Below are 1751 nucleotides of genomic sequence, written 5' to 3'. Positions count from 1 at the left end.
GGGGGGGGGGGGGGTCGTCTAGTTGTAACCCCCCCCGGGGGGGGGGGGGGGGCGCCGCCGCACCCCCCCCCCGGCGCTGCGCGCCGACCCTCCCCACAAGGGGGAGGGTTGAAGTAGGTCACGCCACGATGACGATGATCGAAATCACCCCGAACAGCGCGATCAGCAGATAATCGGCGACGCGATAGAGTTTCAGCGCCCGCCTGATGTCGACGCTGTCGGCTTCGCGCCGCCCGCCTTCGCCCATGAAGACGTCATCGACCAGCACGCCGCCGTAGCTGCGCGGCCCGGCGAGCGCCAGGCCGAGCGCACCAGCCATCGCCGCTTCCGGCCAGCCGGCGTTGGGCGAGCGGTGCTTTTTCGCGTCGCGCCATACCGCGTGCCAGGCATTGCGCGGATCGGCGCCCCTGACCAGGAGCGCCGCCAGCACGATCAGCAGCGCCGTCAGCCGCGAGGCCGGCAGGTTGATCCAGTCGTCGAAGCGCGCCGCTGCCCAGCCGAAGGCCTCATGGCGCGGGGTGCGGTGGCCGATCATCGAATCGGCGGTGTTGGCGGCCTTGTAGGCAGCGCCACCGGCCAGGCCGCCGACGCCGGTCCAGAAGGCGGGGGCGACGATGCCGTCTGAAAAATTCTCGGCCAGGCTCTCGATCGCCGCGCGGCAGACTCCGGCCCTGTCCAACGTTTCGGGATCGCGGCCGACGATTCGCGAGACGGCAACGCGGCCCAGAGCAAGACCTCCGGTATCGAGTGCGTCGGCCACCGCCTCGACATGCTCGTAAAGGCTCTTCTGCGACAGAAGCGACGTTGCCAGAAGGGCCGTGATGAATAGCCCCATCGGAACGAACCAGAGCAGGATCTGCACGCCGAGGCCAATTATCGCCGGCACCAGCACGATGACCAGCAGCGCCTGGACACCGCGCTTGCGACGCAGTGCGTCGGGATCAGTGGCGCGGTTGAGCCTGCGGTCGAGAAAGGATATCAGCCTGCCGAACCACGTCACCGGATGGCCGATGGCGCGAAACAGCCAGTCGGGGTAACCGAGGGCGAATTCGACGGCCAATGACAGGAAAGCGATCAGAACTGACATGAAGCTTCTTGAAGGAGCGGTGGAACATGGTGGAAGTCTTGGCCGGGCGAGGGCGCTTTTCCCCAACGCTTCGCAGCCTTTCGTCGACCTCTCGACCGGTATCAATCCGCACTCCTACCCGCTTTTCGACCTGCCCGCCACCACCCTGTCGCGGTTGCCGGAATCAGGGCGTGCGCGCGACCTGATAGAGATCGCGGCCAGCACCTATGGCGCGCCGTCGCCGGCCAACGTCGCGGCGGCACCGGGCACACAGATCCTGTTGCCGCGCGTCGCATCGCTGATCGCGCCCGGCAAGGCGCTGGTGCTGGGGCCGACCTATGCCGAACATGCCCGCGCTGCGGCGATTGCCGGACACGAGGTGATGGAGGTCAGCGATTTCGAAGCTCTGGCCGAAGCCGACCTTGCCATTGTCGTCAATCCGAACAATCCGGATGGACGCATCATGGAGCGGGACCGCTTGCTGGCGCTGGCCGCTGGACTGCGCGCCAGGGGCGGGCTGCTGGTCGTCGATGAGGCGTTCATGGATGTCGGTCCGCGCGAACACAGCCTCGCGGGCGATGTTGGCCAGGGCGGTATCGTCGTGCTGCGTTCGTTCGGCAAATTCTTCGGCCTGGCAGGACTGAGTCGAGGATGTGCACTTTCAGATGTAGCGGCGGGAGACCGG

The 1751-nt window shown here is 67.2% G+C and carries 2 protein-coding genes; one reads left to right on the top strand and one right to left on the bottom strand.

The features are described 5' to 3' along the window. Positions 1 to 118: 118 nt before the first annotated feature. Complete coding sequence (cbiB, locus tag NKJ06_RS35315) at positions 119 to 1087, bottom strand: adenosylcobinamide-phosphate synthase CbiB (RefSeq protein WP_352812549.1); 969 nt, start codon at positions 1085 to 1087, stop codon at positions 119 to 121. Between cbiB and NKJ06_RS35310 the strand changes: the two genes are divergently transcribed. Beyond that, positions 1086 to 1751: aminotransferase class I/II-fold pyridoxal phosphate-dependent enzyme (locus NKJ06_RS35310; RefSeq protein WP_352812547.1), on the top strand; the 666-nt coding region annotated here is incomplete at its 3' end. The genes cbiB and NKJ06_RS35310 overlap by 2 nt on opposite strands.

This window comes from Mesorhizobium sp. M0293 (assembly GCF_040321735.1).
GTDB lineage: Bacteria > Pseudomonadota > Alphaproteobacteria > Rhizobiales > Rhizobiaceae > Mesorhizobium.
The sequence above is the reverse complement of the archived record's forward strand: the minus strand, read 5'-3'. Positions and strand labels throughout refer to the sequence as shown.

Coding starts and splice junctions, on each gene's coding strand:
- cbiB (WP_352812549.1), bottom strand. CDS start 1,087: ATGTCAGTTCTGATCGCTTTCCTGTCATTGGCCGTCGAATTCGCCCTC.